This is a genomic window from Limnospira sp. PMC 289.06 (assembly GCF_032350395.1).
GTDB lineage: Bacteria > Cyanobacteriota > Cyanobacteriia > Cyanobacteriales > Microcoleaceae > Limnospira > Limnospira platensis.
Genome location: NZ_JARPLC010000017.1, coordinates 48,092 through 56,542, shown reverse-complemented (window position 1 = coordinate 56,542; position 8,451 = coordinate 48,092). Strand labels below are relative to the sequence as shown.

General features: G+C 44.8%; 9 protein-coding genes and 1 pseudogene. 6 read left to right on the top strand and 4 right to left on the bottom strand.

The window, feature by feature from the left end; genetic code table 11:
• Window positions 1-381: pseudogene (locus tag P5674_RS06235) on the top strand (IS630 family transposase); the annotation flags it as partial.
• On the opposite strand, the gene P5674_RS06230 reads toward P5674_RS06235, so the two are convergent.
• Both P5674_RS06230 and P5674_RS06225 read right to left on the bottom strand, forming a co-directional pair.
• Window positions 371-535, bottom strand: a complete 165-nt coding sequence (locus P5674_RS06230) for an RRXRR domain-containing protein (RefSeq protein ID WP_014276648.1) — start codon at window positions 533-535, stop codon at window positions 371-373. The pseudogene P5674_RS06235 and the gene P5674_RS06230 overlap by 11 nt on opposite strands.
• Before the next feature lie 453 nt (window positions 536-988).
• A complete protein-coding gene (locus P5674_RS06225) occupies window positions 989-1,402 on the bottom strand; it encodes a DUF4278 domain-containing protein (RefSeq protein ID WP_006616915.1) in 414 nt (137 codons plus the stop codon).
• A 598-nt stretch (window positions 1,403-2,000) separates the two neighbouring features.
• On the opposite strand from P5674_RS06225, the gene P5674_RS06220 reads away from it, so the two are divergent.
• The gene (locus P5674_RS06220) at window positions 2,001-2,615 is read left to right on the top strand and encodes a retropepsin-like aspartic protease family protein (RefSeq protein ID WP_006616914.1); all 615 of its coding nucleotides are present in this window, start codon (window positions 2,001-2,003) and stop codon (window positions 2,613-2,615) included.
• Window positions 2,616-2,724: 109 nt separating this feature from the next.
• A complete protein-coding gene (locus tag P5674_RS06215) occupies window positions 2,725-2,961 on the top strand; it encodes a hypothetical protein (RefSeq protein WP_014276649.1) in 237 nt (78 codons plus the stop codon).
• 549 nt (window positions 2,962-3,510) lie between these two features.
• Here P5674_RS06215 and P5674_RS06210 read toward each other — a convergent pair.
• Window positions 3,511-3,648 carry a hypothetical protein gene (locus P5674_RS06210; RefSeq protein WP_006616912.1) on the bottom strand — a complete coding sequence of 46 codons (138 nt, stop codon included), beginning with the start codon at window positions 3,646-3,648 and terminating at the stop codon, window positions 3,511-3,513.
• Window positions 3,649-3,665: 17 nt separating this feature from the next.
• Window positions 3,666-5,357 carry a transglutaminase-like domain-containing protein gene (locus P5674_RS06205; RefSeq protein WP_006616911.1) on the bottom strand — a complete coding sequence of 564 codons (1,692 nt, stop codon included), beginning with the start codon at window positions 5,355-5,357 and terminating at the stop codon, window positions 3,666-3,668.
• Between the two features lie 121 nt (window positions 5,358-5,478).
• Between P5674_RS06205 and P5674_RS06200 the strand changes: the two genes are divergently transcribed.
• The 3 genes from P5674_RS06200 (at window position 5,479) to P5674_RS06190 (ending at window position 8,213) form a co-directional block, all read left to right on the top strand.
• Window positions 5,479-6,312 (top strand): DUF928 domain-containing protein, encoded by an 834-nt coding sequence (locus P5674_RS06200; RefSeq protein ID WP_006616910.1) that lies wholly within the window; start codon window positions 5,479-5,481, stop codon window positions 6,310-6,312.
• 115 nt (window positions 6,313-6,427) lie between these two features.
• Entirely contained in the window at window positions 6,428-6,751 is a 324-nt protein-coding gene (locus tag P5674_RS06195; protein ID WP_315669864.1) for a hypothetical protein, read from the top strand.
• Window positions 6,732-8,213 carry a ShlB/FhaC/HecB family hemolysin secretion/activation protein gene (locus P5674_RS06190; protein WP_315669863.1) on the top strand — a complete coding sequence of 494 codons (1,482 nt, stop codon included), beginning with the start codon at window positions 6,732-6,734 and terminating at the stop codon, window positions 8,211-8,213. Before P5674_RS06195 ends, P5674_RS06190 begins: the two co-directional genes overlap by 20 nt.
• Window positions 8,214-8,451: the final 238 nt, after the last annotated feature.

Below are 8,451 nucleotides of genomic sequence, written 5' to 3'. Positions count from 1 at the left end.
GTGTCCTCAAATCCGGGAAGAGGCAGGGCAGGGTGAGCTATATGGCCGCATGGTGTTATCAACAACTCTTAGCCCCCGATCGCTTTGAGGGTTGTTGTAATCGGACAGTGTTTGAGTTGTGGTTGGAGTTCATCTTAATTCCAACACTGAAGCCAGGTCAGACTCTAGTGCTAGACAATGCAACGTTTCATAAAGGGGGACGGATTCCTGAGCTAGTGGAGGCGGCTCAATGCCGTTTGCTCTATCTACCACCTTATTCGCCAGACCTCAACAAGATAGAGAAATGTTGGTCGTGGTTGAAAGCCCGCATTCGCCATTGCACGTGAGCAGTTTGATTCTCTCGATGATGCCATGGATTCCGTTCTCCCAGCTATGTCCTAACCACCCTGACTAATGCTATAATTGTAAATGGATAAGTCCTAAAGACTGCGGCCACACCCTGCTTCAAAAGCTTTCTGGCTCTGGCCGGATGAGTGGGACTTAACGGTTGCCCCAATGTGTCAACCACAAAAACGTAATTTTGGTAATTTGGCATTTAAGCTATCTCCCAGATGGGGTAATGTTGGCCTCGGTCATGTTAAAGGGGCTTTTTACGTCTAGCTCACTCGAGCTTACAAATCCACTCATCTCGTTCCTTAAAGATAGACGACAGAGCAACAGGCTCGCGTTCACCCGATGGTGTCATCACCCCCTTAACGTAGGTCTAATCCTGGACCTGCATCGATCATCTCCTTTGAGGAGTAATTTCCGGCAGGAGCCGGAAATTACCGGATTTTATACAAGAGACACTTCTACACCACCAGCAATTCTCATTATGGAAATTTTGCCCCAGCTTATTGAGAATCATCTCAAGAGCGATCCTTGAAAGCCCCATTCTTTCGTTCAAGATTGGGCATCATCGGGCATTTTGGACAGGATGCGGGTCAAAATGAGAATTGCTGTCTACACCACCCCAGACATTGATTTTCCGTCAAATATGCTGTAAAATCTAGCAGGCTATGTGTTGAGCTTCTGCCTCTAACAAACTCAACAATCTTTGGTCGCCTCGTTCCCGGGCTGCTTTCTGTCTCCGTTCCAGAAGACGGCACAAATTAGCCGAATGTACTTTAGCTAATTCTTCAGGAGCGATCGCACAGGTATCCCCACTCGTCGCCGGGGGTGGCTCAGGTTTAGCATCACTTGTCGCTACAGCCACCATCATAGTGTTTTGGTCTCTAGGTTCACCCACAGAGTAGGAAACAGCCCTATATTTCAGGTTTCCGTGGGGTTGGGGGACAGGAATATGGCGAGGGTAATGGAAATGGCAATCTTGGCCCCTATATTTTCCACAAACCTCTGATTCTACCACATCCATTGGTTGAAATTCATGGTTATAGTTAACGCCGCGATAGGCTAGTTTCATATCTGTTTCTCCGAAAGGGTAATTTTTAAAGTCTACTTGGTTATTCTGTATTCATTGTTACATTTTTTCCGGGTGATCCCCAATATTTTACAAAACTTTACATCTTTCCCATAACAGTCCCAGCAACCATTCTACCTAGGCCACTCACTGAACCTTCCCCCCGGCTACCCCACACAACCTGATTCCGCCCCGATTATGTAAATTTTTGTTACAAAAGTTAAGAAATATTACAAAAAATTTTTTGAGGGGGTGGGTTGCATTAGGGGTTCACCCGTGCTATTCTTTGATATAATTGAAATATTTGCGGTTATTTGAAAATTAAATAAAATTTAATTATGAAATTTTTAAATTAAACGATACCATTAGTTCTTGGCAGTTGTCAACCACCGGCGGCAATTTGGCTGAACATTTTTGTAAAATTGACGAAAACATCAACTTTGTCCCCAAACATAAAGCTATAATGGTGGTAGACGGGTCAAAATGGGTCTGGGAATGTCAAAGTACCATCGAGATTAATCTTAGACCCCCATAAAAGGCGACAATCAAACCCTATAGAAACGAGATATAACTAAAGCTCATTTCCAAGGAAAGTCGAATTATGAATAACCACAGTATCAATGGTAAATCCCATTTTCCTAGTTTAGTGCCGACTATACCTATTACAGTAGGTTTACTGGTGGTAAGTGCCGCATTCTATCCCCAAGGGTTGGCTACAGCACAAGAACAACCAGGCTGTTTTGCTCGGACAAGATCAGGTCGGTTGATTAATCTGAATCAAATTTGTAATTTTCCCGAAGTTGTGACCCCCCCCGGTGGTACTGCTGTCCTTCCCAGTGCAGCCGCCGGAGTTTACCAAGCACCCATTATTCGGCGACACCAAGGCATCCCAGTCGTATTGGCTACTTTTAATGATAGCCAACCGTTTCCAATGATGATTGATACGGGGGCTAGTGGAACTGTGATCACGCCGCTGATGGCGGAGGTATTGGGTGTGGTTCGGACGGGGCGAGGTTTGGCGAATACCCCCAGCGAGCAAAATGTTGAATTTGACCTGGGTGAAATTATCTCTATTGAAGTTGGCGGCGCAATGGCTAGTAATTTGACAGTGGCGATCGCACCTGCTTTAGAAGTAGGATTGTTAGGGCAGGACTTTTTTGGTCAGTATGATGTGACTATTAGAGAAGATGTGATCGAGTTTCGGACGAGGGGATAATCCCTAAGCTGCCATTCCCACCCCCCCACCTACACCTACAGATTTTTGAGTGGGTAATAAAGAGCGATCGCACCATTTAAACCTAGTTGAACACATCGACTATCTTTAGATGCGGTTCAGGTCCTGGCTGTTACATCCGGGAAATCTCGCTAAACATTACCCTCACCCTAAATCAGAATCCCTGGGGGGGAGAGACCAGCGACAGGTAAGCCATGATTACTGCAAGGACGGCTATACCGAAATGACTCAAAAAATCCCTGAGCAAGTCGGCGATAAAATGACCGCAGAAATTCCTTTCCGGCGTTTTGGTGAACCATTAGATATCGCCGGGACTGTGGCTTTTTGAATGTCTCCTTTTCCTAGTAGTTATGTCAACACAGAGGTATTGCGCCGTCGTGGGATTTAATGGTTATTTCATTCCTTACCTACTGCTAAATTAGGGCGTTTTTATTAGTAAGATTTCCGTTTTTAAAAACCTCCACTATCACCCCCCTTACATTACGGAAAATAGTTAAGTTTTACTAATCATTCCGTGGAAATGGTTTTAATTTTCCCAAGTATGTTAAGAATTAATACATTTTTATTGATAATTTCTCGTAAACACTTGACGAGATTATAGGGGTTCTGCTATCATCATCTAAATCGCACCCAAGGCTTTACTATGTCTACACGCAAAAAAGTTGGCTGTAACCCCTATTTTATGGCAGTTAAAAATATTCTCTGGTCAAGTTTTTAATCTCACGAATCACGAGTTTTTCGCCTTTGTCCACTGCTCGAACTTGCCACCCCTTGACAAAATAACTTTTTTATGCTGATGGAGTTTTAAGTCTTTCCACCCCTCAGAGGAGTTAAAAGAGTTGTGGGGGGAGTCCGGGGAGGGTCAAGAAAAATGGGGTTATTGACCGCGACGTTCCTTTTCTCGGCGGCGGCGATCGCGCCAATCAGCAAAAGTCAAATAGGCGACACCACTCGTTACCAGAAGCAACAGAGCGATCGCCATGAGAAACAGAATATTAACCGTAGTAAACTCCATGAGTGCTGTATCTTCCCCTAAATGGCTGGCAGTTCATTCAAAATCGTAAACCGAACATGGTTAATCGCCAAATTCCCCAGAGAGACTTTTTCCTTATCGACAGGAAGCCCCTGGTTAGTCAGGCGTTGAAACTTCAGCCCCTTACCTATTTCTATATGATACCAAGCCAAGCCCATAAAAAACCGTAAAGGATAAGGTCCACTACCACCAGTATCATCAGGGTTAGACTCCATAGGAACCCAGCCAAAGCCAGGAATATAGAACTCCAGCCAAACATGATTATACTCTGGTTCTAGGGGAACGCCCCGGCGATCAGCAAAAGCCGGACATTTGTAGCGTCCCACCGTCCGACAGGGTATTTCATTTAGCCGTCCCAAAGCCAGCAATACCCCCACATACTCACCGCAGGACCCTATCCCCCGGTCTAGTACCACGTCTGGGGTTTCAATTTTAGCGGTAAGGCTGTAGTCAAGGCGATCGTAAACATAATTCCGAACATTCAATAATTTACGCAGAATATTAGTTTCTGTCCCCACGGCTTCCTCAGCCGCTTGTCGGACTACGGATGATTCCATGGCGAGGTTATCATTATCTACTAGATATTTATCCTTAAATTCCTGAGTTAATGGCGGGATTTTTTCCACGTCTAAGGGATGAATTTGATATTTAATTCCTCGAACTTCTAATAATGCTTTCCAGCCAAAAATTTGTCTTTCTGTGGAGTTGAGGGGTTTAAACTTAAAAACTGCCACCCTTTCTCCGGCTTCAATTTCCTCCGTAAAGGGTATACCAATATAGGAAATTTCCCGGACTTTTTGGCGGTCAGTTTCCGAGGGGAGGGCGATACGCCATTCTACATCTTCTAAGTAAATCTCTTCTAAAGGTTCGATTTCCTCTACATAAGACATCTCAATCAGATATCCGTTAGATGTAGCATATCTTTGGGACTCATTGTAGTGAAAATAGAGGGGATGAAGAAAAGTGCGATCGCGTTTAGCTAGTTGATATTGTTCATAGGAGTTCGGGTCATCTCGGATAAATAATTCATCTCCCGCATAGGCGACATATAGCACTTCTTCCCCGGTTTCTGGGTGAGTATAGAACCCTAATCCGGTGGGATTTTCAAAGGGAGTTAACACATTAAACTTAGTTTCTCCGGTACCACGTTCGAGACAATAAACGGTTTGTTCAAGGCGATCACATACCCACAATTCCTCATCTCGCACCGTCAAATTTTCGACCCCAATTCCGGGAGAATAAAACCGGGTAATTTCCCGACCGCTAGTGAGACTATAAACAAAGATGCATCCCCCCTGTTTAGAACTAATATAAAGGGTAGAGTTCCAGACCGCAATCCCATCAAGATTATAGGGGAGAGTTACCAAAGGTTCTGGGTTAATATGAGAGATACTATCACCGACAAAAGCCCCTCGACAAACATAAACCGTATCATAGCGAGTGAACCATAAATCCTCGGACCAAACCGCCAAACCCGTCACATCAGCAAACTCAGAAGTCTGATCAGGATTCACCACCGTAGCATTATCAGTTTCCGGGTCTATCCTCAGCAAAAACCCCCTCAAAGAATCGATCGCAAAACAACTTTTACCCACAAAAGTGATACCATAGAGTGAGGAAACCCCCATGGGTCTGATAGTTCTGTGCCGATAATTGCTAGTTGTTCCAACATTCGTTAAATTGATATTCATGCTAACTTTGACACTCCCACTTTCCAAATACAACAATTTTTCACAGTCAATTACGGAAACATTGGATACAATTTAGCTATCTTGATAACCTGTATGTTAACGAGTTTTTGAGTTGAATCCTATGGTTAAGACAACCCCTGTGATTTTATGGACAACTGTGTTGGGTGCGCTGTGTACCCAAACCATTGTCTGGGGTAGCCTAGTCCGACCCGCTATAGCCTACCCATCAAACAGAGATGTGATCATTCAAAATCAACCATCTCCATGGTTAATAGCCTTCGACCCACCCCAGCGGGGGGTTCCCGGAAGACGGGAAGGAGGAGGAACCAGAGGGACACAATGTGCTGACTATGCAAGCCTCATCAGTCTAATTCCCGTTTCCACCATGGGTTTAACCGCCCATGAGAAACCCCAATTGTTTTTTTATCTCCCGGTAGTTAGTGGGGATACCCCCATTGAGTTACTTGTGACTAAGTTACCAGATTCAGAGTCTCCCGAAACAGAAGAAATAGTGATTTATAGCACCCAATTTCAACTGGATATGGAAAATCCTGGCATTGTGGGCATAGATTTGGGGGCTCTCGACGGCTTTCCGGGTTTGGAAGTGAATCAATATTATCACTGGTACCTGACAATTTTATGTGATCCGGTTAATCAATCGGTGAACCAAATCGTGGATGGTTGGATCAAAAGGATCGACTTAGACTCAGATCAGATTCAGAAATTGGAAGGACTCAATGGAAGCGATCGCCTAGAATTCTACAAAGAAAAGACCCTGTGGTACGATATGGTCGCCGCCTTTTCCGAATTACTTTCAGATCATCAAAGGGATATTCAAATCCAGCAGGCTTGGCTAGAATTATTGAGATCGGAAAATCTCGAGCAAGTAGGTAGTAATCGGGTGCGCTTGTATGAACAACCCTTTGTTCCGGGTAGGGAGGAGTTCCGCAATTAACTTCGTTATTACTTAAAGTATCCCCATAAACCCGCCTGTAAATCAAGTCAGCGAGAAATTAACCTGCTGGTAGTGCCACTAGCTGGGGCTAAACTTGAAGCCCTCCATAATCCCTATGAGTTTACATATTTCATTGATAGGTTGTCAAATGACTACCCTGTGGTTGATTCTATTTTACCCCCTTGTTCCAGCCCAGGCTTTATTTTCCCCTAATTGTGATTCCGCAGACTGTTTAGGACTTTCCCAAAGTTTCCCCCTACCCCCCCAAAGTGACCCTAACCGCGATCGCTTTTTGCAACCTCTCCCCCGACCTCCCCAAAGACCACCCAACGGCGAACCAGAAATAGAAACACCACCCCCACCTTCCCCGTCAATTCCCGGTGATGATACTCCCGTAGCGATTAGTCAAATTCAAATAATTGGCAGTAGTATTCTATAGTATTCTATCAACTGAGGAAATTAATGCGATCGCCTCTACCGTATCAAACCAGACCATCACCCTCAACCAACTGCAAAATATAGCCGATCAGATTACAGAAATCTATCTCAGACGGGGTTATATGACTTCCCGGGCTGTAGTTCCCCAACAGACTATCACAGATGGTGTCGTGCAAATTCTCGTGATAGAGGGAAGTTTAGAAAAAATCGAGGTCGAAGGAACCCGCCGCCTTAATCCCAACTACATTATCAGTCGGGTGAATTTGGGCGCGCAAACTCCCCTAAATACCCTACAACTCGAAAATCAACTGCGACTATTGCGGGTTAATCCCCTCTTTGAGTCTGTAGAAGCTAGTCTGCGTCCAGGAGGCGAGGAAGGACAGAGTATTTTAGTAGTCCGAGTCACAGAAGCTAATCCCATACAGCTTAGTTTTAGCTTAGATAACTATTCCCCCCCCAGTATTGGTAGTCAACGTTTGGGGGTTAATTTTAGTCATATGAACCTCACGGGAAGGGGTGATTTCCTCTTGGTTTCCTATAAAACTACTCGCCTAATTACTGAGGGGGAGTCGGATATCTTCGATTTTCTCTACTCTATCCCCATCAATGCCATGAATGGTACGATTCAACTGCGGATTCCTCCTTATCGCAATCGGGTGATTACCGAAGAGTTTGCAGACCTGAATATTCAGGGAAACTCTCAGCTTTACGAAATTAGCTATCGTCAGCCTTTGCGGAGGACTCCCTCGGAAGAGTTTGCTTTATCTGCGGGGTTGAGTTATCAGGAAAGTCAAACTTTGGTGGATAATCAGGGGTTGCGCTTTGGCTTTGGTCCAGATGATGATGGTAAGACCCGTCTGGTGGTTCTCAAGTTGGGACAAGACTATATAAGACGCGATCGCCTGGGAGTTTGGGCTTTGCGATCGCAGTTTAGTTTGGGCTTGGGGATATTAAATGCTACCAATACCGAATTTTTGCCCAATAGCGATTTTGTCAGTTGGCTAGGACAGATACAACGGCTACAGCTATGGCGTGACAATCACCTTTTGATTATCCAGGGAGATATACAGTTAGCTGCTGACCCCCTATTTCCTTCTCAACAGTTTGTTATCGGTGGGGCTCAGTCTTTGCGTGGCTACCGTCAGAATGTCCGCGCCGGGGATAATGGCTTTCGATTCTCTATTGAGGACAGAATTACCCTTAAACGCGATCGCTTGAATTTACCTACTTTACAGTTAGCACCTTTTCTCGATATGGGCAAGGTCTGGAATCATCCCAACAACCCTAATCGTTTACCCACTCAGACATTTTTGGTGGGAGGTGGTCTGGGGTTACTATGGGAACCTATCCCTAATCTGAATATCCGTTTAGATTATGGTTTACCACTGATACAACTTCGCGATCGTGACAACAATCTTCAGGATCATGGCATCTACTTCAATGTGCTTTATACCCTTAACTAGGTGCAGGTTATTCTGCCGTCTCACGCAAACGCCAAAAATTAATAACTTTTTACAAAATGGTGCGTCAGCTTATTTATCCGTTTCCCCTCCCAGATAGATGATTTAGGGGTCTGACGCACCCTACAACGGGTCTATTCGGTGCGTCAGCTTATTTATCCGTTTCCCCTCCCAGATAGATGATTTAGGGGTCTGACGCACCCTACAACGGGTCTATTCGGTGCGTCAGCTTATTTATCCG

Excerpts from the sequence above, each read along its gene's own strand:
- P5674_RS06230 (WP_014276648.1), bottom strand. The coding sequence starts at position 535 with ATGCCAAATTACCAAAATTACGTTTTTGTGGTTGACACATTGGGGCAA.
- P5674_RS06225 (WP_006616915.1), bottom strand. The coding sequence starts at position 1,402 with ATGAAACTAGCCTATCGCGGCGTTAACTATAACCATGAATTTCAACCA.
- P5674_RS06220 (WP_006616914.1), top strand. The coding sequence starts at position 2,001 with ATGAATAACCACAGTATCAATGGTAAATCCCATTTTCCTAGTTTAGTG.
- P5674_RS06215 (WP_014276649.1), top strand. The coding sequence starts at position 2,725 with ATGCGGTTCAGGTCCTGGCTGTTACATCCGGGAAATCTCGCTAAACAT.
- P5674_RS06210 (WP_006616912.1), bottom strand. The coding sequence starts at position 3,648 with ATGGAGTTTACTACGGTTAATATTCTGTTTCTCATGGCGATCGCTCTG.
- P5674_RS06205 (WP_006616911.1), bottom strand. The coding sequence starts at position 5,357 with ATGAATATCAATTTAACGAATGTTGGAACAACTAGCAATTATCGGCAC.
- P5674_RS06200 (WP_006616910.1), top strand. The coding sequence starts at position 5,479 with ATGGTTAAGACAACCCCTGTGATTTTATGGACAACTGTGTTGGGTGCG.
- P5674_RS06195 (WP_315669864.1), top strand. The coding sequence starts at position 6,428 with ATGAGTTTACATATTTCATTGATAGGTTGTCAAATGACTACCCTGTGG.